Raw genomic sequence first — 26,683 nt, forward strand, 5'->3', positions numbered from 1 at the left:
GCCCATGCCCCGACGTACCAACCGCCCCAGCACACCACCACCGCTCGCGCCCACGGCGGCGCGCCGCCGTCCTGGCGCCGCCGAGCCACGGCGCGGGCCCGCAGGGTCTGGCGCCGATGCGGCCGAGCCCGGGCCGCCGCTGCGGGGCACCCGGGCCCGGGCCGCCATGCAGGCCAGCCGCACCCCGGCATCACCGGCGGCATCCCGGCCCGTGGGGCGGCGCAGCTCCAGGCCGGCGTCGCCGGCCCCTGGACTGGCGCGCCCCTCGACGCGCCCCGCGGGGGGCTTCCGCCGCTCGGCACCCGCCGCTGCTGCCCGGAGCCCTATCACCACCGAGGCCCAGCTGCATCCACTCACGGATGGGGCCGCCAACGAGGCCCTGCACGCCTACGACACCGCGGTGAAGCTGGCGTTCGACCGGATCGTGCCGGTGCTCAAGCGACTCTCGGCCCTGCAGCACGAGGATGACTTCGTCCGCCGGGCCCAGGCCATCGCCCTCGAGGAGCTCGGCTATCCCCTGCCCGAGCCGGTCCTGGAAACCGCCTGGGTGAGCCAGCTCGACATGCGCACCCTGTTTGCCTGGTGCGTGTTCGAGACCTACGAGCAGGCCAGCGAGGCCTTTTTCCGCGACGACCCACTCCAGGGTCAGCCCGGCAGCCCCTCAGCCGAGAGCTTCGACGCCTTCCTGCTGGACTGCGGCTTCCACCTGCTGGACATCACCCCCTGCGCCGACGGCCGCCTGGCCCACGCCATCGCCTTCGGCCTGCGGCTGCCCTTCAGTTCGGTGCGCCGCCGCCCCCACGCCGGCGCCCTGTTCGATGTGGAGAACACGGTGAACCGCTGGGTGAAGACCGAGCACCGGCGCTACCGCGAGGCCCAGCCCAATCCGGCCCATGCCGACACCCGTTACCTGAAGGTGGCGCTGTACCACTTCAGTTCCCTGGACCCCGAGCACGAGGGCTGCGCCGCCCATGGCAGCAACGACGTCCTGGCGGCCTCCTGCGGCCTCAGCCGGCTGAAGGACTTCCAGCAGGCCGTGGAGAACAGCTTCTGCTGCGGCGCCTCGGTGGACCTGCTGCTGATGGGCATCGACACCGACACCGATGCGATCCGGGTGCACATGCCCGGCATGGATGGCAGCACCCGCCTGGACCGCTGGCTCGACGCCCGGGAGGTCTACGCCGCCACCCTGGGCCTGCCGCCGGATCAGGCCAGGCAACGGGCCCGTGCCATGGTGCAGGAGGCGGCCGCTTCCGTGCCCGACCCCGGCATGGTCACCCTGGTGGCCCGGCTGCTGGAGCACAACATCTCCCAGATCGACTACGTGCGCCAGTTCCACGGTGGCGCCTACGACGACGCCGGCCATGCCGAGCGCTTCATCGGTGTGGGGATCGGCTTCAAGGAGATCCACCTGCGCAACCTCACCTACTTCGCCTACATGGACACGGTGGAGGAGGGGGCCGCCGACCTGGACGTGGGCGTGAAGATCTTCAAGGGGCTGAACGTGTCAAGGGGTCTGCCGGTGCCGGTGGTGGTGCGCTTCGACTACCACGGCCAGGTGCCCGGGGCCCGCGACCGCGCCGTGCGCCACTGCCAGCGCGTGCAGGCCGCGATCGAGAGCCGCTACGCCGAGCTGTTCCAGCAAGGGCTGCTGCACGCCCTGCTCACCGTGCGCGACCAGGACCGCCACACCCCGGCCGAGGCGGTAGGTTCCACCATCGTGTTCGCAACCGGAGGAGGGCACTGAGATGCTGATCTGCAAGGTGGTGAAACCGCTGGTGTCCACGAACCGCATCCCGGACTTCGAGCACAAGCACCTGCAGGTGGTGCTCGATGGCAGCACCCAGAAGGTGGCGGTCGATGCGGTGGGCTGCATCCCGGGGGACTGGGTGATCTGCGTCGGCAGCTCCGCGGCCCGGGAAGCCGCCGGCAGCAAGTCCTACCCCAGCGATCTCACCATCGTGGGCATCATCGACCACTGGGATCCCGAGGCCGGCAAACAGGCCCCTCCTGCCAGCGGGTCCTCCAGTGGAGGGAGCAAGTGATGGAGATCATGCAGGTCACCGGCTCGATCATCTGCACCCAGCGGGTTGAGGGGCTGCTGCACTGGAATCTGCGCACGCTGCGCAACGCCAAGGGCAAGCTCGCCGTGGCGGTGGATCCGGTCGGCGCCTCGCCCGGCAACTGGGTGTTCACCGCCAGTGGCTCGGCCGCCCGCTTCGCCTGCGGGGTGCCGGACACCCAGACGGATCTGACCATCGGCGGGATCATCGATTTCTGGGAACCCGATGGCTAGGTGATCCTCTGCCGGCCGGCCCGCCCGGGGCCGTGCCGATGCGCCTCCCTTCTCCCTTCCCTGCCGTCCGCCGCCCGCCATGGCCAGCCCCACATCCCGATCCCAAGGAAAGGCGACCACGCCGGCGCCAGCCGCCAGCCCCGCTGCTGGCAGCAAGCCTGCGGTTCCGGCCGCGGTCCCCGCCCCCACGGTGGCGGCCACGCCGGCCAGCCCAGCACCCGCGGCGGCTCCCACTCCGGCCACCGCTCCGCCGGCGGCCGTCAAGGCCGGCAGCAGCTCTGCGTCCACCACCCCCGCGACCCGCAAGGCGTCCAGCACCAGCGCCAGAGCCCTTCCCGCCGCAGCCGCCGGCACCTCCCGCGGCGGTCGCGGCACCTCCCGGAGCAGCACCACCACCCGCCGTTCCTCCCCCGCCTCAAGCCGTTCCGCCGGATCCGGCCGTGCCGGCGGCGGCGGCAGCTCCACCCGTCCCCCCTCCTCTCCCGCAACCCCCGCCATGGCTCCCACCGTTCACGGAATCGCACTCGGCATGATCGAAACCCGGGGCCTGGTGCCGGCGATTGAGGCGGCCGACGCCATGACCAAGGCCGCCGAAGTCACGATGGTGGCCCGGGAATTCGTGGGCGGCGGCTACGTCACCGTGATGGTGCGGGGCGAAACCGGTGCGGTGAACGCCGCTGTGCGCGCCGGTGCCGATGCCTGCGAACGGGTGGGCGACGGCCTGGTGGCCGCCCACATCATCGCCCGTCCCCACACCGAGGTGGAGCCCGCCCTGCAGGGCACGGAGGCCACCCGCCGCCTGTGATGAGCATGGACGCCGCGCATCCGCGCGTCCTGGGCTACCTGGGCCGCGCGCTCAGTCTTGAACTCTCGGCCGTGCAGCAGTACATGACCCAGGCCTCCCTGCTGGAGCTCTGGGGCGACAGCGAGGCAGCCACCCGTTTCCGTCAGGAAACGGTGGAGGAGATGCAGCACGCCGAGCAGCTGGTGAAGCGCATGCTTCGCCTTGGGGTGGCCCCGGCCGCCTCCCAGCTGCGGCCCGTGAGCCATGCGGCCGATCTGGCCGGACTGCTGCGCGGGAATCTCAGCCTGGAAGACGATCTCATCAATCATTACGCCGAAGCCGTGCGCTTCTGTCTTTTGATTGGCGATAGCGAGAATGAGGCCTTCTTCCGCGACCTGTGGACCGACGAGCAGCACCACGCCGAGGACCTGGGCCGCTGGCTGCGCGGCCTCACGGGCTCCCGCAGCCGCCTCGACGAGCGGGCCACCTTCTAGGCCCCTGTCCGATCGGCGGCTTCCGCCGATCCCAGCGTCCCCCTGGGGCAGCCTGAGACAGCCGTGGCGCCCCCCCTGCCCCTCTCGGTTCAGCTGGCCTGGCTGATCCCCCTCTACGGCTTCAGCGGCATGGTGCTCTCCCTGCCCTGGGCCTGCGGCTGGATCCGGCGCAACGGCCCCAGGCCGGCGGCTTACCTCAATGTGCTCGTGACGCTGCTGGCCGTGGTGCACGGTTTCGTGGTGGCCCGGGAGGTGCTGCTGCACGGTCCGGCCCACCTGGCCATTCCCTGGTTCACCGCCGCCGATCTGCAGCTCAGCATCGGACTGGATCTCTCGCTCACCAACCTGGCGGCCCTGGAGCTGGTCACCCTGATGAGCCTGCTGGCCCAGGTGTTCGCCCTCGGCTACCTCGACAAGGAGTGGTCGCTGGCCCGCTTCTACGCCCTGGTGGGCTTCTTCGAGGGGGCACTCTCCGGCGTGGTGCTGAGCAGCAACCTCTTCCTGAGCTACTTCCTGCTGGAGATGCTCACCCTCTCCACCTACCTGCTGGTGGGCTTCTGGTACGCCCAGCCCCTGGTGGTCACCGCCGCCCGCGACGCCTTCCTCACCAAGCGGGTGGGCGACGTGCTGCTGCTGATGGGGGTGGTGGCCCTCTCGGCCTGGGCGGGCTCGATGGAATTCACCGATCTCTACAGCTGGGCCGCCGAAGCCCGCAGCTCCGGCAGCCTCACGCCGCTGGCCGGCACGCTCCTGGGCCTGGGCCTGATCGCCGGGCCGATGGGCAAGTGTGCCCAGTTCCCCATGCACCTCTGGCTCGATGAGGCGATGGAGGGCCCGAACCCGGCCTCGATCCTGCGCAACTCCGCCGTGGTGACCGCCGGCGCTCTGGTGCTGCTCAAGCTGATGCCGCTGCTGACGCTGTCGCCGGTGGCCACCGATGGGCTGCTGGCCGTGGGCACGATCAGCGCCCTGGGCGGCGCCCTGGTGGCCCTGGCCCAGGTGGATCTCAAGCGGGCCTTCTCCTACGGCACCACCTCCTATCTGGGGCTGGTGTTCATCACCATCGCCCTGCAGCTGCCCGGCATCGCCCTGCTGCTGCTGTTCGCCCACGGCCTGGCCAAGGCCCTGCTGTTCATGAGCGTGGGCAGCGTGATCGCCACCACCAACTGCCAGGACCTCACCGAACTGGGCGGCATCGGCACGCGCATGCCGGCGACCGGCAGCGCCTACCTGGTGGCCGCGGCCGGACTGGTGGGTCTGCTGCCGCTGGGCTGCTTCTGGTGCTATGGGCTGGGGGTGGAGGCGATGCTGGCGGCCTCGCCCCTGTTCGCCGCCGTGCTGCTGCTCACCAACCTGCTCACGGCCCTGAATCTCACCCGCGTCTACCGCAGCGTGTTCCTGGGCCATCCCTTGCCCAAGACCCGCCGCACCCCCGAGGTGAACTGGCTGATGACCCTGCCGATGGTGAGTCTCACCGTGCTCGTGCTGCTCACCCCCCTGCTGATCGCCCGGCTGGATCCGGTGCCGGGGATCGCCTCGTTCTCCTGGACCGTGGCTGCGGCGGTGGCCGGCAGCGGCCTGATGGGGGTGGCGATCGGCGCCGCCATCCCCCTCGATCAGTTCCGGTCCCGGACCAGCCAGCAGCCCCTGCGGGGGCTCCAGGACCTGCTGGCCTTCGACTTCTACACCGAGCGGGTGTACCGCAGCACCGTGGTGGCCCTGGTGGCCCTGCTGGCCCGGCTCACCGACTGGCTCGACCGCCGCGTGGTGAACGGCCTGGTCAATGGCCTGGGCCGGCTGTCGCTGCAGAGCGCGGAGGGCCTGAAGCTCGGGGTGAGCGGCCAGCTGCAGTCGTATGTGCTCACGGTGGTGGTGGCCATCGTGCTGTTGTTCTCCGCCCTCAGCTGGCTGGCGCGGGGGGTGGCATGACCGATCTGCCCCTGCTGTCGCTGCTGCTGCTGATCCCCTTCGGTGGCAGCGTCGCCCTGCTCGCCTGGCCGGGCCAGCCCAGTGCGGCCCGGCTGCGCACCGCCTGCATCGCCCTGCTCGGCCTGCAACTGCTCACCAGCCTTGCCGTGCTGGTGCCCTTCGATCCCAGCGAAGCGGGTCTGCAGCTGCAGGAAGTGCACCGCTGGCTGCCGGGCCTGGGCCTGGAGTACAGGCTGGGCGTGGATGGCCTGTCGCTGCCGCTGGTGCTGATCAACGGGGCCCTCACCCTGGTGTCGGCGGTGTGCACCCGTGAATTCAGCCGCAGGCCCAGGCTCTACTTCGCCCTGCTGCTGCTGATCAGCGGGGCCGTGAACGGAGCCTTCCTGGCCGACAACCTGCTGCTGTTCTTCCTCTTCTACGAGCTGGAGCTGATTCCGCTCTGGCTGCTGATCTCGATCTGGGGCGGGGCGGGCCGCGCCTACGCCGCCACCAAGTTCCTGATCTTCACGGCCATTTCTGGCATGTTGATCCTCGGCGCCTTCCTGGGCCTGGCCCTGTTCACCGGCAGCGTGGACTTCAGCCTCACCCCGGTGGACAGCGAACGGCTGGGGATGGGTGCCCAGCTGGTGCTGCTGGCGGCGCTGCTGGTGGGCTTCGGCATCAAGATGCCGCTGGTGCCCTTCCACACCTGGCTGCCGGATGCCCACACCCAGTCCTCCACGCCGGTGTCGGTGCTGCTGGCCGGGGTGCTGCTCAAGCTGGGCACCTACGGCCTGCTCCGCTTCGGCATGGGGCTGTTCCCCGAAGCCTGGGCGCAGCTTGCCCCAGCTCTGGCCGTGTGGGCCGCGGTGTCGGTGGTGTTCGGCTCCCTGGCGGCCATCGCCCAGCAGGACATGAAACGGATGGTGGCCTACAGCTCGGTGGGCCACATGGGCTACATCCTGCTGGCCGCGGCGGCGGCCACGCCGGTGAGCCTGCTGGGCACGGAGTTCCAGATGGTGAGCCATGGCCTGATCTCCGCCCTGCTCTTCCTGCTGGTGGGGATCGTGTACCGCAAGACCGGCACCCGCGATCTCACGGTGCTGCGCGGCCTGCTCAATCCCGAACGGGGTCTGCCCCTCACGGGCTCGCTGATGATCGTGGGGGTGATGGCCAGCGCCGGGATGCCCGGCATGGCGGGCTTCATCTCCGAGTTTCTGGTGTTCCGGGGCAGCATCACGGCCTACCCGATCGCCACCCTGGTGTGCCTGGTGGGCTCGGGTCTCACGGCGGTGTATTTCCTGTTGCTGGTGAACCGGGCCTTCTTCGGCCGGCTGGCGATCACCCCGCCTGCCGATCCGGTGCAGGACGCGCGGCTGGACATCCAGCTCGCCGCGGTGAACCCCCGCGAAACCGTGCCGGCCATCGCCCTCGGGATCGCCGTGGTGGCCCTGGGGCTGGTGCCCAGCACCCTCGGCCAGCTCAGTGAAGCCGCCACCACGGCCATGGCCCAGGCGAGGATCGGCTGATGCCTGTGATTCCGGCCCACCTCACCCGCAACGGCGGCATGCCGCCGGCCCGGGAGCTGGAGCGCCGCCTGCTGAGCGGCGAAACCCTGCTGGCCGAGAGCGACGACCACCTGCTTGAGGTGGTGGGCATCCTGGAGAGCTACGGCGAGGTGCTGGATGCCTACAGCATCAACCTGATCTTCCAGGCGGAGCGGCAGTTCCTCAATCCCTTCCCGCTGTTCAAGTACCTCAACGGCGATCCCAGCCCGGCCCGGATCTGGCGCAACCTCAACCACGACCGCATCAATTTCGAGTACGCCGAGTACTGCATGAAGACCATGCTCTGGCATGGCACCGGCGGGCTGGATGCCTATCTCGACAGCGAGGCCTTCGCCGCCAGCTGCACGGCGATCATCGCCCGCAAGCGGCGGCGGGATCCCCTGCTGGCCCTGCTGGATCCCCTGTTCCCGGCCTTCCTACCCGAGCTGATCCGCACCGCCGCCACCACCCATGCCCTGGGGCAGTTCTGGCGGGTGATGAGTGATCTGTTTCTCGATCTGGCCCGGGCCGAGCGGGACGGCTCGGTGCGCAGCATCGCCGCCGTGGTGGACTTCATCCAAGCCGGCCTGGTGGCCGCGGCCGCCGAGCCGATCACCTACGCCGTGGAGCTGGACGGGGAGCGCTTCTGGGTGCTCCCTCCCGAGGCCGGCCTCACCTTCCTGATGGATGTGGCCGTGCCCTACGTGGAGGCGGTGTTCCTGCGGGGCACCCCCTTCTTCGGCACGGTGAGCTTCAACGCCCAGGCCCAGCAGATCTCGCCGGACCAGAGCCGCTTCGCCTACGGCGCCCTGTTCGCCGATCCGCTGCCCACCATGGGCGCCGGCATCCCGCCCAGCCTGCTGATGCAGGACATGTACCGCCATCTGCCTGCGGCCCTGCACGCCTGGTACCTGCAGCGCAGCCGGGGAGAAGGGGACATCCGGGTGAAGATCTGCTGCAGCTTCCAGAAGTCGATGTTCTGCGTCACCAACGCCGCCATCAACGGGATGATGCCCCATCCCCTGGCCAGCACCGACCCGGCGCACCAGGCCGCAAACCACGCCCATGTGCAGGCCTGGGCCGACCGGCTGGTGAGCAGCCGCACCGATTGCCTCGCCGCAGCGCCAATGCCCGGGATGCCCGCCATGACCGTGCCCGCAGCGGAGAGCAGCAGCCCAGCCCTGGCCTAGGGTCTGGCTATGGAGCAAACCTGGACTCCCCGCCCCAAGCCTGAACGTCCGGAACGCCTGGAGCGGCGGATCGAGTTCGCGGACTACGGCGCCACCCGGGATTTCCTCGAGCGGCTCAACGATCTGAGTGAGCAGCAGGCGCGCTATCCGGACATCAGCTTCGGGCGCACCTACGTGAACCTCACCCTCCGCGCCGACACGGAGGGGGAACCCATCGGCGCCGCGGAGCAGGCCTTCGCCGCAGCGATCGACGCCCTGCTGGCGGATGCCCCGCTGTGAACGATCCCGGCCCGGCGGTGGACCTGCGGGCCGCCTACGAGGGGGCGGGAATCCAGGACGTGCTGGATGAACTGGATCGCGACCTCATCGGTCTGCGCCCGGTGAAGGCGCGCATCCGGGAGATCGCGGCCCTGCTGGTGGTGAACCGGGCCCGGCAGGAGGTGGGACTGGAAACGGCGCCGCCGTCCCTGCACATGTCCTTCACCGGCCGCCCCGGCACGGGCAAGACCACGGTGGCGGAGCGGATGAGCAGGATCCTGCACGGGCTCGGCTATGTGCGCAAGGGTCACGTGGTGACCGCCACCCGCGACGATCTGGTGGGCCAGTACATCGGCCACACCGCTCCCAAGACCCGGGAGATGCTGAAGAAGGCGATGGGTGGTGTGCTGTTCATCGATGAGGCGTATTACCTCTACCGACCCGAGAACGAGCGGGACTACGGGGCAGAGGCGATCGAGATCCTGCTGCAGGTGATGGAGAACAACCGGGATGATCTGGTGGTGATCTTCGCGGGCTACAAAGACCGCATGGATATTTTTTACCACTCCAACCCAGGGCTCTCCTCAAGGGTGGCTAACCACATCGACTTTCCCGATTACAGCGCACCCGAGCTGCTGGCCATCGCCCAGTTGATCCTGGCCAATGAAAACTATCGCTTCAGTGAAGAAGCCTTGGTGGCTTTCGAGGAATACATCAAGCGGCGCATGCAGCTGCCGTTCTTCGCCAATGCCCGCTCGATTCGCAATGCCATCGACCGAGCCCGCATGCGCCAGGCCAACCGACTGTTCAGCCGCATGGGCAGTGCCCTCACCAAGCTCGACCTGATGACCCTGGAAGCGGAGGACATCACCGCCTCGCGGGTGTTCCAGGGTGAGGTGGAAGGCCTGGATCCGGCGGTGCCACTCACCTGAGTGCTCCCCAGCTCCGAGGGCGCAGTGGGGTTGGCGGCTCAGTTGGGGAAGAGCTCGAGGCGCGGCGATGCCGGCGGCCGGCCCGTGCCCCCCTCCAGCCTGGTGTCGCAGGTGATGCTGCCGTCGCTGGCGACGGCACAGTTGTCGGGCACCACGGTGGAGCCTGCCGCGGGCGGAGCGCCGCGCCGCTGCCAGGTCTGGGTCTGGGCCTGGAGCGGGGCGGCGGCCAGGCTGCAGGCGGCGGCCACAACAGGGGCCAGCAACAGCACCGGGACGAGAACGGAGGCAGGGAACTTCGCCACGGGAGCACACCCCTGGGTGAACAGTCCGAACCATACGCTGGGCCGCGGCGCTGAAGCAACAGCCGCGAATACAACAGCTGCGATTGCAACGACCGCGATTGCAACAGCCGTCAATGGTTGATTCCCGCGTCATCCCACCGTGCGGATCATCCCATCGCCGTACAATCGAACCGACCCACCTGGATCACTCCACCATCATGGGATTTCCCATCCACGCCTCCATGCCTGGCTCTCGCACCTTTCGGCCACTCCTGATGGCAGCAGGCTCGGTGGTGGCCATCCTGGCGACAACGGCAGTTCCTGGCCAGGCTCAGACGGACCGTTGCACGTTTCTCCAACCGATCGGGGGTGATGGCAGCAATCCCGTGGTGTCGAAGACCGTGGGCAGAGCCAAGCTGTTCGGCAAGACGAACTGGAACACCGATTTCATCGTGGATCGACCCTACAGGAATTACAAGTTCTTCTTCACGGCCAATTCCTCCGATGCGAAAGCGAAATATCCCGTGGAGGGCTTCATGAAGTTCACCGATGGCACCAGCCTGCAGGTGATCAACGCCACGATGAATCCTCCGATCGGCCAGGGGCAGGAGTTCGGGCCTTTCCCCGCAGTACCGGAGAAGCAGGCGAGCCAGATGAATTTCAAGGTGGGCGCCAGCAGTGATCCAGGTGCCCTCGGGTTCAGCTACCGCATCTCGGTGCAGGGCTGCATGTGAGCCTGCCGGCCTGAGCCAGCCGCACCCGGCTCGCCGGCAGCCTCAGCGGCGCTTGCGGGAGTCGATCTGCAGCAGGTCGCGTACCTGCTGCACCTGGCGGGCCAGGGCGGGATCGGCGCTGAGTTTCTTTTCGATCTGCTCCACGGCATACATCACCGTGGAGTGATCCTTGCCGCCGAACACCTCGCCGATGCGGGGCAGGGAGAGGTTGGTGCTGTGGCGCATCAGGTACATGCCCACCTGGCGGGCCTGGCTCACGGCCCGCTTGCGGCTGGCGCTGCGCATTTCATCGCCCCCCACCCCGAACACCTCCGACACCTTCTCCAGCACCTGTTCGGGCTTCACCTCCACATCGCGGCCGGCCGGATCGAGCATCGGCGCCACCGACTCCACCGTCATCGGCAGCCCGGTGATCGAGGCGAAGGCCACGGCCCGGGTGAGGGCCCCCTCGAGCTCGCGGATGTTGGAGGTGAAGCGGCCGGCGATGAACTGAATCAGCTCCCGCGGCAGCGCCATCTGCTCCTGTTCGGCCTTCTTGTGCAGGATGGCCATGCGGGTCTCCAGATCCGGCGCCTGGATGTCGGCGATCAGGCCCATGGAGAAGCGGGAGATCAGCCGCTCCTGCAGGCGCGGAATCTGGCTGGGGGGACGGTCTGAGGCGATCACGATCTGCCGCCCCGCCTCGTGCAGGGCGTTGAAGGTGTGAAAGAACTCCTCCTGGGTGTACTCCTTGCCCTCGATGAACTGGATGTCGTCCACCAGGATCAGATCGGCGGCGCGGTAGCGGTCGCGGAAGGCCTGCATGCCGTCCTTGCGGATCGCCTGGATCAGGTCGTTGGTGAAGGTTTCGGTGGACACGTAGAACACCCGCGCCTCCGGGTTGATCTCCAGGCGGTAGTGGCCGATGGCCTGCATCAGGTGGGTCTTGCCCAGGCCAACCCCTCCGCAGATGAACAGGGGGTTGAACTCCCGGCCCGGAGCCTCGGCCACGGCCAGGGCGGCCGCATGGGCCATGCGGCTGTTGGGGCCCACCACGAAGCGGTTGAACACGTAGCGGGGGTTGAGCCCCGCTCCTGGCGAGCGGCGGGCGCCGCGGCCGTTGACCACTGCCCCTGGAGCGCCACCGGGCACCGGTGCCGCCACGGCCGGGCTGCCGCCGCTGGGGCCGCCGGGCTGGCGCGCCGCCGCGCCGGCGCCGTCGGGGAGCGATGGGTCAGGGGGCAGCTCGCGCGACACCGGCCGCCCCCCCACCGCCAGGCCCACGGCCGGCTCCTCCTGGGGGGCGGTGTCCACCGACACCTGCAGGGGTCGGCCGGCGATCTCGCTGGCCACCGCCGCGATGGTGTCGATGTAGTTCTTGCGCAGCCAGCCGCAGGCGAAGCTGTTGGGGGCCTCCAGGTGCAGGGCGGAGCCCTCCAGCCCCTGACAGCGGGCCGGCCGGATCCAGGTCTCGAAGGTGGGCTTGCTGAAACGTCCCTGGAGTGCCTGCTGAACCTGGTGCCACAGCTCCTCTGCCTGCTGCACCGACGGCCCCCCTCTCGCGGGTGCTGAATATACGCAGATCCCCAGGCCCGGTCGGTCTTAAATGAAGCGCATCCCCACCTGGCCCCGCCAAGCCCCCATGCCCCGAATCCGCCCCTGGTCCGGAGCTGTGCTGATCGGCCCGCTGCTGCTCACGGGCTGCACGGGCTGGATGCCACGGCTGCCTGAACTGCCCCGCCTGCCCGGCCAGCCGGAGCGGGGCAACGTGCGGATCAGTGATGCGGGGCCCACCCCGCCGCTGCAGCCCAGCAACAACGTGATCGTGGACGCGGTGGCGAAGGTGGGCCCCGCGGTGGTGCGCATCGACACCACCAAGCGGGTGATCAACCCGCTGGGGGGCCTGTTCGGCCGCGGGCCGACGATCCAGGAGCAGCAGGGGCAGGGCTCGGGCTTCATCACCCGCTCCGACGGCGTGCTGCTCACCAACGCCCACGTGGTGGATGGCGCCAGCGAGGTGAGCGTGACCCTGCCGGATGGACGCAGCTTCACCGGCAAGGTGCTGGGCAGCGATCCCCTCACCGATGTGGCGGTGGTGAAGGTGGTGGCCACCGACCTGCCGGTGGCCCCCCTGGGCGACTCCGCCAAGCTGCGGCCCGGTGAATGGGCGATCGCGATCGGCAATCCCCTCGGCCTCGACAACACCGTGACCGCGGGGATCATCAGCGCCATCCAGCGCACCAACGCGGTGGGCGAGGGCCAGCGGGTGCCCTACATCCAGACCGACGCCGCCGTGAACCCCGGCAACAGCGGCGGCCCGCTGATCAACGACCGGGGCCAGGTGATCGGCATCAACACGGCCATCCGCCAGGCGCCGGGAGCGGGCCTGAGCTTCGCGGTGCCGATCAACGTGGCCAAGCAGATCGCCGCCCAGATCATCGAGCGGGGCTACGCCAGCCACCCCTACATCGGCGTGCGGCTGCAGGCCCTCACCCCCCAGCTGGCCCGCGAGATCAACGCCACCACCGACCAGTGCCGGCTGCCCGAAGTGAACGGGGTGGTGGTGGTGGATGTGATGCAGGGCAGCCCCGCCGCCAAGGGAGGCCTGAAGGCCTGCGACCTGATCGAGTCGGTGGGGGGGCGCAAGGTGCGGAATCCCTCCGAGGTGCAGCTGGCGGTGGATCAGGGCCGGGTGGGCGAACCCCTCGACGTGGTGGTGCGTCGGGGCAGCGGCACGAGCTCTCTGGAGATCCGGCCGGCCGAGCTGCCGCGGCAGGATTGACACCTCCTGCCGGATGAGCACCCCACCCCCCCTGGAGCTGGTGGTGATGGCCCGCTGGCCGGCCCCGGGACGCTGCAAGAGCCGCCTGGCCGCTGGGATCGGCGCCAGCAGGGCCGCCGCGGTGCAGCGCCGGCTGATCGAGCACACCCTCGCCACCGCCCGCCAGAGCCGCCGCCGGCTCGGCTGCCGGCTGGTGCTGGCCGTGCAGGGGCTGGGGCCGCGGGCCTGCCGGTGCTGGGGGGCCGAGCTGGGCTGCGATGCGGCGGTGCCCCAGGGCCGCGGCGGGCTGGGCGTGCGGCTGCAGCGGCAGCTGCTGCGGGCCCTGGGCGAGGGGGCTGGCCGGGTTGTGCTGATCGGCAGCGACCTGCCGACCCTGGCCAGCGGTGACCTGGAGGCGGCCTTCGAGGGGATCGACGCGGGCGGCCTTGTGCTGGGACCCGCCGGCGACGGGGGCTACTGGCTGATCGGCCTGGACCGCTCCAGACCGGCCCTGCTGGCCGGCATCCCCTGGGGCAGCGGCCAGGTGCTGGAGCACACGCTCGCGGCGGCGGCGGGCCTGGGTCTCACCCCCACCCTGCTGCCGGTGCACCACGATCTGGACCGGGCCGCCGACCTGGCACCCTGGCGCTGAGCCATGGCTGCCCCGCCGCCCTGGCTGAGTGTGGTGATCGCCAGCCGCAACGAGCAGGGGAGCCTGCCGGCCCTGCTGGCCCAGCTGGGCGGCGCCCCGGATCTGGTGCGGGAGGTGCTGGTGGTGGATGGGGGCAGCGACGACGGCAGCGGCCAGCTGGCCCGGCTGGGCGGGGCCTGGCTGCTGCGCTCCGGACCGGGCCGCGGTCACCAGCTCGGCCTGGGTGCCAGGGAGGCCCGCGGTCCGTGGCTGCTGTTGCTGCATGCCGACGTGCGGCTGCCGCCGGACTGGGCCGAGCGGATCCGGAACGCCCGGGAGCGGGCGGGGACGGCCTGGTACTTCAGGCTGGCCATCGCCGGCGGCCACCCCGGCCTGCGGCTGGTGGAACTGGGGGTGGCCCTGCGCAGCCGCTGGCGGCAGCTGCCCTACGGCGACCAGGGCCTGCTGCTGCCCCTGGCCCTCTACCGCGCCTGTGGCGGGCTGCGGCCCCTGCCGCTGATGGAGGACCTGGATCTGGTGCAGCGGCTGCGGCGCCTGGGCAGGCTGCGCAGCCTGGGAAGCGCGGTGCGGGTGGACGGCCGCCGCTGGCGGCAGCGGGGCATCCTGCGCACCACCCTGGAGAACGCCCACCTGCGGCGCCAGTGGCGCCGGGGGGCGGATGCGGCCACGCTGGCCCGCCGCTACTACGCCGGCCCCTAGGGGGCGTACCAGAAGGCGCAGCGGCGCTGCAGCGGCTCCAGCTCCCAGCCCTGGGCGCGGTAGAAGTCCACCACCTGGGGGTCGGCGAAGAGGCTGACCCGGTCCACCTCCATGCTGCGCAGCTGGTCGAGCACGTAGTGCATCAGGGCCTTGCCCATCCCCACCCCCTGGTAGTGGGGGTGCACCGCCACATCCCAGACCGTGGCCTCCAGCACCCCGTCGCCGGTGCAGCGGGCGAAGCCCACCAGCTTGGGCAGCCGGGGGTCGTGGCGCCACAGACCCACCCGCAGCAGGCTGTTCTGCAGGGCCTTACGCACGCGGCGCATCGGGCGGCGGCTCCAGCCCACCGCATCACAGAGCTGCTCGAGCTCGATCAGGTCGATCTCCCGCTCCGTGCTGAGCACCAGGGGGATCTGGGGGTTGGGCGTCGGGCAGAGCCGATGCTGCTCCCCGTAGAGAGTGGTGAGGAGCTCGACCGGATCCACGAACACGGTGGGCGCGGGATGCCACGATCCTGCCTGATGGCACCAGCAGCAGCAGCACAACCCACCCTGCCCGGGTCGAGACCCGCCGAGGAGCGTCCGTTGATCGTGGCGGCCCATGGCTGGCTGCTGGCAGGGCGCCTGTGGGACCGGCTGGCCGCCCGCCTGGCTCCCGGCTGGGAGCTCTGGGCCCCGGATCTGCCCGGCTTCGGCGGGCGGGAGCGCCCGAGGGGGCTGCAGCCCAGCCTGGCCAGCTACGGAGCCTGGCTGGCCCGCGAGGCCCGCGAGCGCGCCTGCAACGGGCGGCCCGTGGTGCTGATGGGGCATTCCCTGGGGGGCAGCCTGGCGCTGCATGCCGCGCCGCAGCTGGGCAGTCAGCTGGCCGGGCTGATCCAGATCGCCGTGGGCGGCGGGGTGTACCAACCCAGGCCCTTCGCCCAGGTGCGCCGCGGTGGTGCCGTGTTCCTGCAGCTGAGGCCCCGCTGGCTGCTGCGACTGCCGGGCAGTGATGCCCTGCGCAGTCCCCTGCTGGCCGATCGGCACGCGGCCCAGGGTCTGCTGGCCTGCAGCATGCGGCGCAGTGCCGTGCAGCAGCTGCCCGCCCTCACGGCCGGGCTCAGGGTGCCGAGCCTGTGGATCGCCGGCAGCCGCGATCAGGTGATGGAACCCCGCTACGTGCGCCATCTGGCCGGCTACGCCCCCCAGCACGACCTGCGGGTGCTGGACGGGGCCGGCCACCTGCCGATGCTGCGGCAACCCGAGGCCGTGGCGGCCGTGATCCGCCCCTGGCTGGAAGGCATCGAACCTCTCTGCGCCCCAGGGGAGCCCGCTGACAGCGGCCCGGCAGGACCCACCACGGTGATCCGGCTCGACCGCTACGCCAGACCCGGCCCCTGAGGCTGCTTACAAGGCGGCCAGGCCCTTGTCCTGCAGCTCGGCCAGCCGGGCGTAGAGCCCTCCGGCGGCCCGCAGCTGGCGGTGGGTGCCCTGTTCGATCAGCCGGCCCCGCTGCAGCACCAGGATCCGGTCGGCCGCCTCCACGGTGGCGAGGCGGTGGGCGATCACGATCGCGGTGCGCTGCTGCAGCAGGCGGTCCAGGTCCTGCTGCAGGGTCGCCTCGGTGGAGGGGTCCAGGAAGGCGGTGGCCTCGTCCATCACCAGCACGGAGGGATCGCGGATCGCGACCCTGGCCACCGCCAGCAGCTGGCGTTCCCCCGAGGAGAGATTGCCGCCTCGCTCCCGCAGCTCGGTGGCCAACCCCTCCGGCAGACGGCGCAGCAGGGGATCGAGGCCGAGCTCGCGGCAGAGCTGGGCCAGCTCGTCGTTGGCGATCGGAGCGTCCAGCCGCAGGTTGTCGGCCACGTTGCCGCTGAACAGGAAGGTGTCCTGCAGCACCACCCCCAGGCGCTGGCGCAGGGTGGGGATGGGCAGCTCGCGGATGTCGATGCCATCCAGCAGGATCCGGCCCTGCTGGGGTTCGTAGAGCCGGCAGAGCAGGCGGATCACCGTGGTCTTGCCCGAGCCGGTGGGACCCACCAGGGCCACGTGCTCGCCCGGGGCGATGCGGAAGGACAGATCGGTGAGGATCGGGTCGTCCTGCCGGTAGGCGAAGGACACGTGCTCGAACACCACCTCGCCGGCGCTGCTGCGCTGGCCGCCGGAGCGCCGGGCCGCCGCAGAGCGCTGGGAGGCGGGCAGCTCCTGGATCTCGATCGGCTGCTCGAGCAGTTCGCCGATGCGTTCCACCGCCGTGAGCCCGCCCTGGATCTGGGTGAAACGCTCCGCCAGCTGGCGCAGGGGGTCGAAGAGGCGCTGGGAGTAGAGGATGAAGGTGGTGAGGGTGCCCAGCCCCAGGGCACCGGCGGTGACCATGCTGCCGCCGAGGGCCAGCACCAGGGCCACGGCCACCAGGGCCACCCACTCGATGAAGGCGGAGATGGCGCTGTCGTAGAAGATCGTGCCGGTGACGGCCTGGCGGTAGGCATCGGTGGTGCGGGCGAAGCGGGCACTGTTCACCCGCTCCCGGCGGAACATCTGCACCACCTCCAGCCCCTGCAGGTTCTCCTGCAGATCGGCGTTGAGCTGGCTGAGTTCCTCCCGCACCCGGTAGTTGGCGCGGCGGTAGCGGCGCTGCAGCCAGAGCATGCCCAGCACCACCGGCACCTGGGAGCAGAGCAGCAACAGGCCGAGGCGCCACTCGATGCTGAGCATGGTGAGGGCGATCACCAGCAGGGTGACCAGATCGGCCAGCACCCCCACCGCCCCGCTGCCGAACACCTCGGCGAGGGCATCCACATCGCTGGTGAGGCGCGTGAGCAGCTTGCCCACGGGCGTGCGGTCGTGGAAGCGCAGCGACAGGGCCATCGCGTGGGCGAAGAGGTCGTCGCGGATGCGGGCGGTGAGCCGCTGGCCCACCGCCTGCACGCTGTAGCTCTGCAGCCCCTGCAGGGCGAGCCGCAGCAGCACCGCCCCCAGCAGGACGAGCACGAGCAGGCGCAGCGCCTGGGGCACCGGCATGCCGGTGAGGAAGGTCAGGGTGGGTTCCCCCCGCAGCACGGCGATCACCTGACCCACCAGCAGGGGCTGGATCGCGGCGGCGCCGGCCACGGGGATCAGCAGCACCAGGGTGACCAGCAGACGGCGCCGATCCCGCCCCAGGTAGGGGAGCAGACGCCGCAGACGCTCGCGGTCGAGGGCTGCCATCAGGCCACTCCGGCCGGCAGGGGGGAGGCCGACACCGCAGCCATGCGATCCACGATGGCCTGCAGGGGGCCGTCGTCCAGCCGCAGGGCCAGGGGATGGCCCACCAGCCGGGCGGTGGAGTGGAACAGGTCCTCGATGGCGATCAGGCCGTTCTCCTCCAGGGTGCGGCCCGTGGCCACCAGATCCACGATCGCCTCGCTCATGCCGGTGATCGGGCCCAGCTCCACCGAACCGGCCAGATGGATCAGCTCCACGGGGAGGTCGAGGGCTTCGAAGTAGGCCTCGGCGCAGCGGGTGAACTTGCTGGCCACGCGGCAGTGGGCGGGCAGGTCCACGGCGCGGCGGTAGGGGCTGCTGGCCTTCACGGCCACGCTCATGCGGCAGCCGCCGAAGCCCAGATCCACCAGCTGGGCCACGGCCAGCTGGTGCTCCCGCAGCACGTCGTAGCCCACCACCCCGAGCTGGGCCTGGCCGTAGGCCACGTACACCGGCACATCGGCGTTGCGCACCAGCAGGGCCCGGGCCGTGCCGCAGGCGCTGGGCACCATCAGCTGGCGGTTGCCGGGCTCGAGCACCGCCGCGAAGTCGAGGCCGGCGGCGGCGAAGCGACGCACCGAATCCTTGAGGAGGGCACCCTTGGCCAGGGCAACGGTGATCATGGAGACACTCCGCAGACCGGACTTTAACGATGGGCCCGAACGCCCGAGAGAGCACCGCCGAGCCGGGCTGCCAGCCGAACAGCGAGCCAGCCGGTGTGCCGGACAGCCCGCCGGACAGCCCGCAGGACAGCCCGCCGGAGCGTGAGCCCCGGCTGCTCCCGCTCACGGTGACGCGGATCCCGGTGCTGCAGGACAACTACGTGTTCCTGCTGGCGCGGGGGGACGAGGCGGCGGTGGTGGATCCGGCGGTGGCGCCACCGGTGGAGGAGGTGCTGCGGCAGCGCGGCCTGAGGCTGGGCACCATCCTCCACACCCACCACCACAGCGACCACATCGGCGGCACGCCGGAGCTGCTGCGGCGCTGGCCCGGCTGTGCCGTGGTGGCCGCCGCCGCGGACCGGCAGCGCATTCCCCTCCAGACCCGGGGGGTGGCGGATGGCGAACGCTTCACCCTGCTGGGGGAACCGGTGCAGGTGCTGGCGGTGCCCGGCCACACCCGGGCCCACATCGCCTTCTGGCTGCCCCGCTCCGGCCACCTCTTCTGCGGCGACACCCTCTTCGCCGGCGGCTGCGGCCGCCTGTTCGAGGGCACGGCCGCCCAGATGCACCACTCCCTGCAGAAGCTGGCGGCACTGCCCCCCGACACCCAGGTGTGGTGCGCCCATGAGTACACCGCCGCCAACCTGGGCTGGGCCCGGGCCGTGGCGGCCGAGGAGGATCCGGCCGCGGCCGCCGCGATCGGCGCGCGGCTGGAGCAGGTGCTCGAGCAACGGGCCAGGGGGCAGGCCACCGTGCCCAGCCGGATCGGGGTGGAGCAGGCCACCAACCTGTTTCTGCGGGCCCCCGACGCCCCCACCCTGGCCCGGCGGCGACGGCACAAGGACCACTGGCGCGGCTGAGGCGGCGGCACCGCCCGGGCCGGGCGACCTCAGAGCGCCACCAGCGGCAGGCGCTGGGGGAACAGGATGGCGCCATGGCCCGGGCGCAGCCGCAGGCGGCAGCGCTGGCCGCGGCCGTATTCCTGCTCCAGCGGCAGCCGCAACCGCAGGCTGAGCCCCTCGAGGTGGAGCTGATAGAGCCAGGCACTGCCGAGGAACTCACGGCCGAGCACCCAGGCCTCGCCGCCGGCCTCCGGCATCAGCTCGATCGCCTCGGGGCTCACCAGCACCTCGGCCGGCCCGTCGAGGGGCGCGCCGAGCGGGGCGGCGGCAGCGTCGCGGGGCCGCAGGCGCCCCAGGGGTGTGATCAGCAGGCCGTCGCCCCGCTGCACCGGCAGCAGGTTGCCCTGCAGCACGAAGCGGCCCACGAAGGCCGTGGCGGGATGCTGCACCAGATCCCGCGGACTGGCGCACTGATGCAGTTCACCGCCGCAGAGCACCGCCACCCGGTCGCAGATGGCCAGGGCCTCCTCGGGGTCGTGGGTCACGATCAGGCCGCTGGCGCCGCACTGGCTGAGCACGAGCGGCAGCTCGCTGCGCAGGCGCAGCCGCACCTCCACATCCAGGTTCGAGAAGGGTTCATCGAGCAGCACCACCGACGGCCCCGGCGCCAGGGCCCTGGCCAGGGCCAGGCGCTGGCGCTGGCCGCCGGAGAGCTCATGGGGATAGCGGCGCTCCAGGCCCTGGAGCCCCAGCAGCTCCAGCAGCCAGGCGGCCCGGCTGGTGTCCTGGCCGCGGCGCAGACCGAAGCAGGCGTTGCGCCAGGCGTCGAGGTGGGGGAAGAGGGCGTAGTCCTGGAACACCATGCCCACACCCCGGCGCTCGGGCACCAGCCAGCGGGAGGGCCCGGCCACCTGGCGGCCGTCGATCAGCACGGCCCCCCGCTCGGGACGCTCGAAGCCGGCGATCAGCCGCAGCAGGGTGGTCTTGCCGCAGCCGGAGGGCCCCAGCAGGCCCATCAGCTCACCGTGGCGCAGGGCCAGGTCGAGACCGCGCAGGGTCCAGCCCTCAGGGTCGGCGCCGGGGTAGCGATGCCACAGACCCTGCAGCTGCACGTGCTCGCGGAGCTGCAGGTCCGGGGGGGTGAGGGCGGTGAGGGGGGAGGCGATGGCGGCGGTGGCTGGGGCCCGGGGCTCGCGGCCCCATCATGATGAAACGCCATCTCCGAGGAAGGGAGCCACCACCGCCATGAGCAGCTCCGCATCCGCCAGGGCCACGGCGATCCACACGCCGGAGGCCCCTGCCCCCGTCGGTCCGTACAACCAGGCCGTGCAGGCCGGAGAGTTGCTGTTCTGCTCGGGTCAGATCGCCCTGGATCCCGCCAGCGGCCAGATGGTGGGCGGCGGCGATGTGGAGGCCGAAACCCGCCAGGTGCTGCGCAATCTCGAGGCGGTGCTGCGGGCGGCCGGCAGCTCCCCGGCCCTGGTGGTGCGCACCACCGTCTTTCTGGCGGATCTGGGGGATTTCGCGGCGGTGAATGCGATCTACGCCGAGACCTTCGGCGAGGGGGTGTCCCCGGCCCGGGCCTGTGTGGAGGTGGCCGCCCTGCCGAAGGGGGCCCGGGTGGAGATCGACTGCATCGCCCTGGTGGGCTGACGCGGGAGGGCTGACGAGCTCAGCCGGGATCCACCGGGCACTCCATCAGGGCCTGGGCCTGCGCGTCCACTTCACTGAGCCGGGCCAGGATCGCCTGCAGGTCCTGGGGGGCGAGTTCGCCGTCGCCGCCCCACTTCATGCAGGTGCTGCCGAGGCAGGTGCCCTCGCGGGCAGGGTCCCTGGCGGGATGGCTGGAGGGATGACTGGCGGAATGGCCGGCGGGATCGCGGCGGTCGCTGTCCATACGGCCCCATGTCTGGAAATCCACACTAAGCCGCCCGGATGCATCTGGTCACAGATCGCCGCGCTTCCGGTCATGGGCCAGACATACGGGCCCGGTTGAGTGAGGTCATCCCCACCAGCGGGGAGTCCTCCTCATGCAATCAGCACCATGACCACCCAACCTCTCCCCACCCGGCTGCTCGCCCTGCTGGGCGCCACGGGTCTGTGCGGCCTGGTGGCCGCGCCCTCGGCCGCCCTGGCGAGGCCGCGGGCCTGGCAGCAGCCCACCTACGTGCTGGTGCCGGCCCGGCCGGTGCCGGCCAGCCGCGTGGTGCGCAGCGTGGACCGCCGTGACTGGCGCAGCCAGAGGGTGTACGACACCTACCCGGTGCAGACCACCCCGTACCGGCGCGAGTCCCGGGTGGATGAGCTCCGAGCCGATCTGGAGCGCGAGGCGCGGCGCTGCAACACCGGCCGTCTCGTGGGCGGGCTGCTGGGCGGCGGCGCCGGCTACATCGCCTCCCAGGATGAGGGGCGGGACTGGGCCGTGCCGCTGGGCGCCCTGCTCGGCTCTCAGGTGGGCTGCAACGTGGGTGCCGGCCGCGGTCCCGCCCCCTGGTGAATCCAGGCGGCCGCCTGCCGCAGCCGCTGCCGCTCCGCCTCCAGGCGCAGGGCCTGCTCCCCGTGCGCGAGGGCCAGCCTCGCCTGGCCCCGGGCCGCCTCGGCCAGCCCCGGCAGCGGCAGCAGGCTCAGCCGCTGCAGCCCCTTCTGCAGCCGCAGACCCACTTCGAGGGCGGCGGCCCCATCGCGGGCCAGGGCCTGAAAGGCATCCTCGAGCAGATCGGCGGTGGCGAGCTGGGGCAGGCGCAGCCGGTCGTAGCGGGGTGACACCGGGGCGCTCCCCTGACGCTCCTCGCAGGCCTGCGCCCAGCGGCTGAACAGGCGCACGAAGCTGCCGATCACATGGATCGCCGTGCCGGGATCATTCACGGCGGGGGACAGCGCCCGGCTGGCGATTTCCGAGAGCACCACCAGCCCGAAGCGCGGATCGTCGTCGAAGGTGCGGCCCTCCCCGATCAGGAAGGTGTCCGCCATCCGCTGCGGCAGGTCCGGGTCCCAGGCGGCCTCGCCCCAGACCCTGGCCAGCACCCGGCTGGGGGTGATGAACGCACCGGGCAGCGAACGCACCGACACCTGCACCTCCGCCATCTCCGCCAGCAGCTGCAGGGCTCCCAGATCAATGCGCTGCAGGTAGCCCACCTGGTCGCTCCTCACCTCCACGCTGCCGGCCGGCTCGGGGGAGACCAGGGGCAGCGCGCCGAGGGTGGGGCGCTGGGCCCGATCGAGCAGGGCGCGGGCCGCCACCGCCTCGACCCGGCTGATGGTGTTGGTGACGCGGCCCAGCCGGGCGATGCGATCCACCCAGGTGACGAAGCTGAGCACCACCACCGCGAACACCAGCAGGGTGAGCAGGAAGAGGGCGAAGCGGCCGGTGCGGCCGTAGAGGCCGTTCATCAGGGCGATCAGCGCCACGATGCCGAAGATGAAGGCACCGATGAAGGTGGAGAGGGCGTACTGCGACACGTCGTCGGACAGCACCACCGCCAGGGCCCGCGGCGTGGCCACGGTGCCGGCCGAGGCGTAGGCCGAGAGCATCGAGCCGGCCGCGAACACCGCGATCACCAGCATGCTGGAGGAGATGATGCGCAGGAGGGTCTCGAGCGTGTCGACACTGATGTCGGGCAGCAGCAGATCCGGAACCAGCCCATCGGCCAGCTGGGCCAGGGCCACGCCCGCCAGGGACACCAGACAGAGCAGCAGCGGCTTGACCCAGAGCTTCTCGCGCAGCCGGTTGAGCGCGAACGCCAGACGGCCCCTCAGGCTCAGGGTGATCGGGTCATGGCGGGCCATGGCAGGGCGCGGGGGCACTCCGGAGAAAACCTCGCACGACAAAGACCGGCACAACAAAGCCCGGGACGCTGGTCCCGGGCTGTTGTGGACTCAACCGTGGTGGCCGTCTCCATGACAGGGAGCGGAGACGGGGCACGGCGCTGCGATCGAACGGATCGTCGAATGACGTGGGGTTCTTCGATTGTGGAGGGGCGGAGCTTGCTGGCGATGGCTCCTGGGGCCATGGCACGAGCGGGGTTCTTCGTGGCTTCCGGGGCACCTGGACCGGAGGTCTTCAAGCAGAGGGAATCAACCAGCTGCGGGGCGGTGCATGGGGCGAGCTTGCCTGAGGGCTGAACGCGGACTCACGCTCTGGAAAGCGTCGGGATCCGGCCGTGGCCTTGACGTGGCCTTGGGAGCAAGCAGAGAAGAACCTGAGATGGTTTGAGATTGTTGGAGCAGGGTCCGAACGTCAGTGCGCTCCTGACATCTGGTTGGGCGGAGTGTCGTCCACAGGGAGCCTCCGAGATCGGTTGCACACACCCTCGGCCCAAACCACGGCGGCGTCGAGGCCCTGGGCGGCAACGCACATCTCTCTTCACCGGCGGCAATGCCGCTTCACAGACGCTCAGCCGGCCACGAGCCCGCGGCAGTAGGCCAGAGTGCAGTCGATCGCCGGGCCCCAGGCGCCCGGCTCGAAGTGATGGCGATCGCCGTGGCCGGGCAGGAGCCAGCGCACGTCGAGGTCGCGCAGCCGCTCCACCGAGGCCACCTGGCTGGGCCAGTCCCACCAGCAGTAGGTGCGGGACGCCACCACGGCCTGCTGCACCGGGCTCCACCAGAGGTGGTCGCCGCTGAACAGGATCTGGCCGCCCAGCAGCGCCACCATCGAACCGGCGGTGTGGCCCGGGGTGGGGATCAGCCGCAGCCCGGCATCCAGTGCCGCGGGAGCCTGGCCCTCCACCAGCCGCTCGGCGCCGGGGGCCGCGTCGGCATCGGCGCGGTGAATCCAGCGCTCGCAGCCGAAGTGCTTCGCCCAGCGCTCGTGGTCGGCCACGTCGTCGCGGTGGGTGAGCACGATCGCGGCCAGCCCGCCGAGGGCCTCGATGCGGCGGGCCAGATGGCCGTTGAAGCGGGGGCTGTCGATCAGCACGTTGCCTTCAGGGCGCACCACCAGGTAGCTGCTGGCGCCGAAGCTCTTGCGCGAGGCCCAGCCGCAGTAGTGCACCTCACCGGCCGGATGGGAGAAGAGCAGGGCGGGGAAGCCGTCGGCCGGGGTGTGGCGCAGCAGCTCTGTGGTGGCGCCGATCGCCGCCACCGGACAGGCCTGCAGGGCCAGCAGGGCCTGGCCGATCTCCGGTTCCCCCTCCGGCTGGTGCACCACGTGGGAACTGTCGCCGGTGGGGGCGAAGTGGTGGGGATCCCACTGCCAGCAGGTGCCGCAGTCGATGCAGGTGGAATCCACGTAGAAGGCGCCAGGGGCGTTGCTGCTCAGGCGCAGAGCGGGCCGGGCCATCCGGAGTGGGCGGGTTCTCAACCTAGGCAGCACCGGCCGGCGGCCTCCCCGACACCGCCAGAATCGCCACATCCGAGCGGCGTGGCCGGCGGCGATGCCAGAGCCCTACTTCGAGCTGCAGGCCGTGACGGCCTACCGGGGCCGGCGGCGGGTGTTCGAGAACCTGAGCCTGCGGCTGTGCACCGGGGAGCACACGGTGATCCTGGGCCCGAACGGCTCCGGCAAGAGCTCCCTGATCAAGCTGCTCAGCCGCGAGATCTATCCGGTGGTGCAGGCGGGGTCGTGGCTGCGGGTCTTCGGGAGGAGCACCGTGAACCTCTGGGCGCTGCGCCATCGGATCGGACTGGTGTCCCCTGATCTGCATGCCCACTACAGCGCCGGGGTGAGAGGGGCGGATGTGGTGCTCTCCGGCTTCTTCGGCTCGGTGGGACTGGGCCGCAGCCAGCAGCCCAGCGGAGCCCAGCGGCTGCGGGTGGCGGCGCTGATGGAGGAGCTGGGGCTCGAGGATCTGGCGGAGCGGCCCTTCGGCGAACTCTCGGACGGCCAGCGCCGCCGCCTTCTGCTGGCCCGGGCCCTGGTGCACGACCCCGAGGTGCTGGTGCTGGATGAACCCACCAACGGCCTCGATCTCAAGGCCCGCCACCAGCTGCTCGCCCTGCTGCGGCAGCTGACCCAACGGGGCACCACGCTGCTGCTGGTGACCCACCAGATCGAGGCCATCGTTCCCGAGATCCAGCGCTGCGTGCTGCTGAGCCAGGGGCAGGTGGTGGGGGACGGTCCGGCGGCGGAGCTGCTGCAGGCCGGGCCCCTGAGTGCCCTCTTCGACACGCCCCTGCAGGTGGTGAGCGTGGGGGGCTTCCACCAGGTGCTGCCGGCGTCCCCCCACCCGGTCAGCCGTGGTGGATCCGAGGGGTAAAGTCGGCCCGACGGGGCGTGGCGCAGCTTGGTAGCGCGGGTGCTTTGGGAGCACTAGGTCGCAGGTTCGAATCCTGTCGCCCCGACTGACTTTTCAGGGATCTGGTGCAGGTTCCGGTTGGACATGGATTGGACAGAAGCCCATCGGACTGGCGGCAACTCCCGCCCCATGGGGATTAGGGCAACTCTCGCCGACCCTGGCAGCGAACCAGTGGCAAACGCTCAACAGGCAGGCTGGGCTCGCGTTGAGCCGGAGTGGTAGATGAGATCACCTCGTCAGGGCAGGTACTTTCCAAAGCCTCTAGGAGATCGTCGAGCACCCGCCGGAGCTCCGGTCCCAGCTCTGAATTGTGAACGACGCTGAAGGTTCTGCCAATGATCCGACTCGCGATCTCCCGGATGGTGTTGGTCGTGTATTTCAGGAGTTGGCTGGGTGACGTGGCCCCCGGAAATCGGTCCAGGGTGAACGAGAGTCCTCAGCCGGCTCGGCCTCGGACGCCTCCGGAACCTGGAACCCAAACCGCCGGTGCAGCGGTACGAGTGGGAGCGGCCCGGCGACCTGATTCACATCGATGTCGAGCAGCTGGCTTCTCCGAAGGAGTAGCAGCTGGCCCAGTTCCGCCAGGTGGGCCACCGGATCACCGGCAATCGCCAGCAGGGTCGGTCCTACGGCGTCGGCTACGACAAGATCCATGTCGCCGTGGACGATGCCACGCGCTTGGCTTACGTGGAGGTGCTGGCCGATGAGCAGAAGCCCACCGTGATCGGCTTTCTGAGCCGTGCCAGGCCTGGTTCAACGCGCAGAGAATCGAGTGCCGGCGGGTAATGGCAGGCAACGGCCCTGCCTACGTCTCCAAAGCGTTCGCCAAGGCCTGCCGCATCCTGGGTCTGCGGCACATCCTCACCAGGCCGTACACGCCCAGAACCAACGGCAAGGCTGAGAGGTTCATCCAGACCCTCTGCCGGGGTAGGGCCTACGCCATGGCGTTCCAGAACTCGGAGCAGCGGAACCGGTGGCTGCCTCGGCACCTGTCGATCTATCACCGTCTCAGGAAGCACTCGGCCCTCGGCTGGCGCTCACCTCAGCAACGGCTCGCCGAGCTGCTCGCTCGCCTGATTGTCGTGGGGATACACAACAAATAGCAGGGTGCTGACCCTGCTGGGCCCAAGCTCGTCTGATAACTCAAGAAGAACAATGCAGCTGCTTCGGAGAAAGTTCACATAGCGTTGACAATTGTGCGCCCAGT

At 70.7% G+C, this 26,683-nt stretch carries 30 protein-coding genes and 1 tRNA gene; 22 read left to right on the top strand and 9 right to left on the bottom strand.

All coding sequences use genetic code 11. The features are described 5' to 3' along the window. Positions 1-4 precede the first annotated feature (4 nt). From CBM981_RS03975 to cbbX, 10 genes are all read left to right on the top strand, one after another. On the top strand, positions 5-1,747 hold the full coding sequence (locus tag CBM981_RS03975; RefSeq protein ID WP_225867519.1) for a carboxysome shell carbonic anhydrase: 1,743 nt from the start codon (positions 5-7) through the stop codon (positions 1,745-1,747). A gap of 1 nt (position 1,748) precedes the next feature. Then, positions 1,749-2,045 carry a carboxysome peptide A gene (locus CBM981_RS03980; protein WP_087067357.1) on the top strand — a complete coding sequence of 99 codons (297 nt, stop codon included), beginning with the start codon at positions 1,749-1,751 and terminating at the stop codon, positions 2,043-2,045. Beyond that, complete coding sequence (locus CBM981_RS03985; RefSeq protein WP_087067358.1) at positions 2,045-2,296, top strand: carboxysome peptide B; 252 nt, start codon at positions 2,045-2,047, stop codon at positions 2,294-2,296. The genes CBM981_RS03980 and CBM981_RS03985 overlap by 1 nt, the downstream gene beginning before the upstream one ends. A gap of 79 nt (positions 2,297-2,375) precedes the next feature. Further along, positions 2,376-3,101, top strand: coding sequence for a BMC domain-containing protein (locus tag CBM981_RS16070; protein ID WP_304441609.1), 726 nt, complete (start codon positions 2,376-2,378; stop codon positions 3,099-3,101). Between the two features lie 5 nt (positions 3,102-3,106). Continuing rightward, positions 3,107-3,574: a ferritin-like domain-containing protein gene (locus CBM981_RS03995; protein WP_087069184.1), complete on the top strand. Its 468-nt coding sequence runs from the start codon at positions 3,107-3,109 to the stop codon at positions 3,572-3,574. A 63-nt stretch (positions 3,575-3,637) separates the two neighbouring features. Next, a complete protein-coding gene (locus CBM981_RS04000; protein WP_087067360.1) occupies positions 3,638-5,503 on the top strand; it encodes an NAD(P)H-quinone oxidoreductase subunit F in 1,866 nt (621 codons plus the stop codon). Further along, positions 5,500-7,011, top strand: a complete 1,512-nt coding sequence (locus CBM981_RS04005) for an NADH-quinone oxidoreductase subunit M (RefSeq protein ID WP_087067361.1) — start codon at positions 5,500-5,502, stop codon at positions 7,009-7,011. The genes CBM981_RS04000 and CBM981_RS04005 overlap by 4 nt, the downstream gene beginning before the upstream one ends. Then, entirely contained in the window at positions 7,011-8,219 is a 1,209-nt protein-coding gene (locus CBM981_RS04010) for a CO2 hydration protein (protein WP_087067362.1), read from the top strand. The genes CBM981_RS04005 and CBM981_RS04010 overlap by 1 nt, the downstream gene beginning before the upstream one ends. Before the next feature lie 9 nt (positions 8,220-8,228). Then, positions 8,229-8,498, top strand: a complete 270-nt coding sequence (locus CBM981_RS04015; RefSeq protein ID WP_087067363.1) for a 4a-hydroxytetrahydrobiopterin dehydratase — start codon at positions 8,229-8,231, stop codon at positions 8,496-8,498. Continuing rightward, positions 8,495-9,409 carry a CbbX protein gene (gene cbbX, locus CBM981_RS04020; protein ID WP_087067364.1) on the top strand — a complete coding sequence of 305 codons (915 nt, stop codon included), beginning with the start codon at positions 8,495-8,497 and terminating at the stop codon, positions 9,407-9,409. The genes CBM981_RS04015 and cbbX overlap by 4 nt, the downstream gene beginning before the upstream one ends. A 38-nt stretch (positions 9,410-9,447) precedes the next feature. Here the strand turns inward: cbbX and CBM981_RS04025 are convergent, their stop codons facing one another. Next, the gene (locus CBM981_RS04025; protein WP_087067365.1) at positions 9,448-9,711 is read right to left on the bottom strand and encodes a hypothetical protein; all 264 of its coding nucleotides are present in this window, start codon (positions 9,709-9,711) and stop codon (positions 9,448-9,450) included. Positions 9,712-9,932: 221 nt separating this feature from the next. Here CBM981_RS04025 and CBM981_RS04030 point away from each other — a divergent pair, with 221 nt between their 5' ends. Next, positions 9,933-10,424: a hypothetical protein gene (locus CBM981_RS04030; RefSeq protein WP_225867520.1), complete on the top strand. Its 492-nt coding sequence runs from the start codon at positions 9,933-9,935 to the stop codon at positions 10,422-10,424. A gap of 42 nt (positions 10,425-10,466) precedes the next feature. On the opposite strand, the gene dnaA is transcribed toward CBM981_RS04030, so the two are convergent. Next, positions 10,467-11,948 (bottom strand): chromosomal replication initiator protein DnaA, encoded by a 1,482-nt coding sequence (dnaA, locus tag CBM981_RS04035; protein WP_087067367.1) that lies wholly within the window; start codon positions 11,946-11,948, stop codon positions 10,467-10,469. A 97-nt stretch (positions 11,949-12,045) separates the two neighbouring features. On the opposite strand from dnaA, the gene CBM981_RS04040 reads away from it, so the two are divergent. Genes CBM981_RS04040 through CBM981_RS04050 form a run of 3 tightly spaced genes read left to right on the top strand, consistent with a single transcriptional unit; the run spans position 12,046 to position 14,515 of the window. Next, on the top strand, positions 12,046-13,185 hold the full coding sequence (locus CBM981_RS04040; protein ID WP_225867521.1) for a trypsin-like peptidase domain-containing protein: 1,140 nt from the start codon (positions 12,046-12,048) through the stop codon (positions 13,183-13,185). Positions 13,186-13,198: 13 nt separating this feature from the next. Continuing rightward, entirely contained in the window at positions 13,199-13,816 is a 618-nt protein-coding gene (locus CBM981_RS04045; protein WP_087067369.1) for a TIGR04282 family arsenosugar biosynthesis glycosyltransferase, read from the top strand. 3 nt (positions 13,817-13,819) lie between these two features. Continuing rightward, complete coding sequence (locus CBM981_RS04050; protein ID WP_087067370.1) at positions 13,820-14,515, top strand: TIGR04283 family arsenosugar biosynthesis glycosyltransferase; 696 nt, start codon at positions 13,820-13,822, stop codon at positions 14,513-14,515. On the opposite strand, the gene CBM981_RS04055 is transcribed toward CBM981_RS04050, so the two are convergent. Next, positions 14,512-15,000, bottom strand: a complete 489-nt coding sequence (locus CBM981_RS04055) for a GNAT family N-acetyltransferase (protein ID WP_087069185.1) — start codon at positions 14,998-15,000, stop codon at positions 14,512-14,514. The two genes, CBM981_RS04050 and CBM981_RS04055, sit on opposite strands and share 4 nt — an antisense overlap. 36 nt (positions 15,001-15,036) lie before the next feature. On the opposite strand from CBM981_RS04055, the gene CBM981_RS04060 reads away from it, so the two are divergent. Beyond that, a complete protein-coding gene (locus CBM981_RS04060; RefSeq protein WP_087067371.1) occupies positions 15,037-15,894 on the top strand; it encodes an alpha/beta fold hydrolase in 858 nt (285 codons plus the stop codon). A gap of 6 nt (positions 15,895-15,900) precedes the next feature. On the opposite strand, the gene CBM981_RS04065 is transcribed toward CBM981_RS04060, so the two are convergent. After that, positions 15,901-17,700, bottom strand: coding sequence for an ABC transporter ATP-binding protein (locus tag CBM981_RS04065; protein WP_087067372.1), 1,800 nt, complete (start codon positions 17,698-17,700; stop codon positions 15,901-15,903). After that, complete coding sequence (hisG, locus tag CBM981_RS04070) at positions 17,700-18,359, bottom strand: ATP phosphoribosyltransferase (protein WP_087067373.1); 660 nt, start codon at positions 18,357-18,359, stop codon at positions 17,700-17,702. Before hisG ends, CBM981_RS04065 begins: the two co-directional genes overlap by 1 nt. A gap of 167 nt (positions 18,360-18,526) precedes the next feature. On the opposite strand from hisG, the gene gloB reads away from it, so the two are divergent. Continuing rightward, positions 18,527-19,258, top strand: a complete 732-nt coding sequence (gene gloB, locus CBM981_RS04075; RefSeq protein ID WP_087069186.1) for a hydroxyacylglutathione hydrolase — start codon at positions 18,527-18,529, stop codon at positions 19,256-19,258. 29 nt (positions 19,259-19,287) lie between these two features. On the opposite strand, the gene CBM981_RS04080 is transcribed toward gloB, so the two are convergent. After that, positions 19,288-20,352: an ABC transporter ATP-binding protein gene (locus tag CBM981_RS04080; protein WP_087067374.1), complete on the bottom strand. Its 1,065-nt coding sequence runs from the start codon at positions 20,350-20,352 to the stop codon at positions 19,288-19,290. A 133-nt stretch (positions 20,353-20,485) separates the two neighbouring features. Between CBM981_RS04080 and CBM981_RS04085 the strand changes: the two genes are divergently transcribed. Then, the gene (locus CBM981_RS04085; RefSeq protein ID WP_087067375.1) at positions 20,486-20,893 is read left to right on the top strand and encodes a RidA family protein; all 408 of its coding nucleotides are present in this window, start codon (positions 20,486-20,488) and stop codon (positions 20,891-20,893) included. A 19-nt stretch (positions 20,894-20,912) separates the two neighbouring features. Here CBM981_RS04085 and CBM981_RS04090 read toward each other — a convergent pair whose 3' ends face one another. Beyond that, positions 20,913-21,137 (bottom strand): hypothetical protein, encoded by a 225-nt coding sequence (locus tag CBM981_RS04090; RefSeq protein ID WP_087067376.1) that lies wholly within the window; start codon positions 21,135-21,137, stop codon positions 20,913-20,915. A gap of 147 nt (positions 21,138-21,284) precedes the next feature. Between CBM981_RS04090 and CBM981_RS04095 the strand changes: the two genes are divergently transcribed. Continuing rightward, positions 21,285-21,737, top strand: a complete 453-nt coding sequence (locus CBM981_RS04095; protein ID WP_087067377.1) for a hypothetical protein — start codon at positions 21,285-21,287, stop codon at positions 21,735-21,737. On the opposite strand, the gene CBM981_RS04100 is transcribed toward CBM981_RS04095, so the two are convergent. Next, a complete protein-coding gene (locus tag CBM981_RS04100; protein ID WP_087067378.1) occupies positions 21,689-23,026 on the bottom strand; it encodes a DUF2254 domain-containing protein in 1,338 nt (445 codons plus the stop codon). The two genes, CBM981_RS04095 and CBM981_RS04100, sit on opposite strands and share 49 nt — an antisense overlap. 607 nt (positions 23,027-23,633) lie before the next feature. After that, positions 23,634-24,521 carry an MBL fold metallo-hydrolase gene (locus CBM981_RS04105; protein ID WP_087067379.1) on the bottom strand — a complete coding sequence of 296 codons (888 nt, stop codon included), beginning with the start codon at positions 24,519-24,521 and terminating at the stop codon, positions 23,634-23,636. A 94-nt stretch (positions 24,522-24,615) separates the two neighbouring features. Here CBM981_RS04105 and CBM981_RS04110 point away from each other — a divergent pair, with 94 nt between their 5' ends. The 4 genes from CBM981_RS04110 (at position 24,616) to CBM981_RS15770 (ending at position 26,579) form a co-directional block, all read left to right on the top strand. After that, on the top strand, positions 24,616-25,437 hold the full coding sequence (locus CBM981_RS04110) for an ABC transporter ATP-binding protein (protein WP_087067380.1): 822 nt from the start codon (positions 24,616-24,618) through the stop codon (positions 25,435-25,437). An 11-nt stretch (positions 25,438-25,448) separates the two neighbouring features. Continuing rightward, positions 25,449-25,522: transfer RNA gene (locus tag CBM981_RS04115), tRNA-Pro, on the top strand. Positions 25,523-26,061: 539 nt separating this feature from the next. Then, positions 26,062-26,262 (top strand): hypothetical protein, encoded by a 201-nt coding sequence (locus CBM981_RS15765; protein ID WP_225867522.1) that lies wholly within the window; start codon positions 26,062-26,064, stop codon positions 26,260-26,262. Then, positions 26,262-26,579 carry an integrase core domain-containing protein gene (locus CBM981_RS15770; RefSeq protein ID WP_225867523.1) on the top strand — a complete coding sequence of 106 codons (318 nt, stop codon included), beginning with the start codon at positions 26,262-26,264 and terminating at the stop codon, positions 26,577-26,579. Before CBM981_RS15765 ends, CBM981_RS15770 begins: the two co-directional genes overlap by 1 nt. Positions 26,580-26,683: the final 104 nt, after the last annotated feature.

The organism is Cyanobium sp. NIES-981 (assembly GCF_900088535.1).
Classification (GTDB): domain Bacteria; phylum Cyanobacteriota; class Cyanobacteriia; order PCC-6307; family Cyanobiaceae; genus NIES-981.

What these genes read in the sequence shown, in the direction of transcription:
- CBM981_RS04110 (WP_087067380.1), top strand. Translation starts at nt 24,616, where the DNA reads ATGCCAGAGCCCTACTTCGAGCTGCAGGCCGTGACGGCCTACCGGGGC.
- hisG (WP_087067373.1), bottom strand. Translation starts at nt 18,359, where the DNA reads ATGATCACCGTTGCCCTGGCCAAGGGTGCCCTCCTCAAGGATTCGGTG.
- CBM981_RS04050 (WP_087067370.1), top strand. Translation starts at nt 13,820, where the DNA reads ATGGCTGCCCCGCCGCCCTGGCTGAGTGTGGTGATCGCCAGCCGCAAC.
- CBM981_RS04045 (WP_087067369.1), top strand. Translation starts at nt 13,199, where the DNA reads ATGAGCACCCCACCCCCCCTGGAGCTGGTGGTGATGGCCCGCTGGCCG.
- CBM981_RS15770 (WP_225867523.1), top strand. Translation starts at nt 26,262, where the DNA reads ATGGCAGGCAACGGCCCTGCCTACGTCTCCAAAGCGTTCGCCAAGGCC.
- CBM981_RS04005 (WP_087067361.1), top strand. Translation starts at nt 5,500, where the DNA reads ATGACCGATCTGCCCCTGCTGTCGCTGCTGCTGCTGATCCCCTTCGGT.
- CBM981_RS03980 (WP_087067357.1), top strand. Translation starts at nt 1,749, where the DNA reads ATGCTGATCTGCAAGGTGGTGAAACCGCTGGTGTCCACGAACCGCATC.
- CBM981_RS04065 (WP_087067372.1), bottom strand. Translation starts at nt 17,700, where the DNA reads ATGGCAGCCCTCGACCGCGAGCGTCTGCGGCGTCTGCTCCCCTACCTG.
- CBM981_RS04015 (WP_087067363.1), top strand. Translation starts at nt 8,229, where the DNA reads ATGGAGCAAACCTGGACTCCCCGCCCCAAGCCTGAACGTCCGGAACGC.
- CBM981_RS03985 (WP_087067358.1), top strand. Translation starts at nt 2,045, where the DNA reads ATGGAGATCATGCAGGTCACCGGCTCGATCATCTGCACCCAGCGGGTT.
- CBM981_RS16070 (WP_304441609.1), top strand. Translation starts at nt 2,376, where the DNA reads ATGGCCAGCCCCACATCCCGATCCCAAGGAAAGGCGACCACGCCGGCG.
- CBM981_RS04095 (WP_087067377.1), top strand. Translation starts at nt 21,285, where the DNA reads ATGACCACCCAACCTCTCCCCACCCGGCTGCTCGCCCTGCTGGGCGCC.
- CBM981_RS03995 (WP_087069184.1), top strand. Translation starts at nt 3,107, where the DNA reads ATGGACGCCGCGCATCCGCGCGTCCTGGGCTACCTGGGCCGCGCGCTC.
- CBM981_RS03975 (WP_225867519.1), top strand. Translation starts at nt 5, where the DNA reads ATGCCCCGACGTACCAACCGCCCCAGCACACCACCACCGCTCGCGCCC.
- CBM981_RS04100 (WP_087067378.1), bottom strand. Translation starts at nt 23,026, where the DNA reads ATGGCCCGCCATGACCCGATCACCCTGAGCCTGAGGGGCCGTCTGGCG.
- CBM981_RS04105 (WP_087067379.1), bottom strand. Translation starts at nt 24,521, where the DNA reads ATGGCCCGGCCCGCTCTGCGCCTGAGCAGCAACGCCCCTGGCGCCTTC.
- CBM981_RS04085 (WP_087067375.1), top strand. Translation starts at nt 20,486, where the DNA reads ATGAGCAGCTCCGCATCCGCCAGGGCCACGGCGATCCACACGCCGGAG.
- CBM981_RS04090 (WP_087067376.1), bottom strand. Translation starts at nt 21,137, where the DNA reads ATGGACAGCGACCGCCGCGATCCCGCCGGCCATTCCGCCAGTCATCCC.
- CBM981_RS04060 (WP_087067371.1), top strand. Translation starts at nt 15,037, where the DNA reads ATGGCACCAGCAGCAGCAGCACAACCCACCCTGCCCGGGTCGAGACCC.
- CBM981_RS04010 (WP_087067362.1), top strand. Translation starts at nt 7,011, where the DNA reads ATGCCTGTGATTCCGGCCCACCTCACCCGCAACGGCGGCATGCCGCCG.
- CBM981_RS04040 (WP_225867521.1), top strand. Translation starts at nt 12,046, where the DNA reads ATGCCCCGAATCCGCCCCTGGTCCGGAGCTGTGCTGATCGGCCCGCTG.
- CBM981_RS04030 (WP_225867520.1), top strand. Translation starts at nt 9,933, where the DNA reads ATGCCTGGCTCTCGCACCTTTCGGCCACTCCTGATGGCAGCAGGCTCG.